Below are 209 nucleotides of genomic sequence, written 5' to 3' on the forward strand. Positions count from 1 at the left end.
CCGGTGAATGCGCGCGCGATCCCGCCGCTGCGGCGATCACCGGCGACGCGGCCGAGACGCAGGGCGGCGCGGCGATCGGCTCCCGATGTCCACGCCACCCAGACGGCGGCGAGCAGCGCCGCGACCAGCCAGATCGCGATCTCGCGCGGGGCGACGATCGTGAGCGGGCCGAGGTGCAGCGGAGCGCTCGTCTGCGAGGCGCCGAACAC

At 76.1% G+C, this 209-nt stretch carries 1 protein-coding gene; it reads right to left on the bottom strand.

Annotation, left to right across the window (positions count from 1 at the left end; translation table 11 throughout):
• On the bottom strand, positions 1 to 209 hold a 209-nt coding region (locus CH42_RS16540; protein ID WP_162231046.1), incomplete at both ends, for a hypothetical protein.

Origin of the sequence: Leucobacter musarum subsp. musarum (assembly GCF_001273845.1) — a bacterium.
Classification (GTDB): domain Bacteria; phylum Actinomycetota; class Actinomycetes; order Actinomycetales; family Microbacteriaceae; genus Leucobacter; species Leucobacter musarum.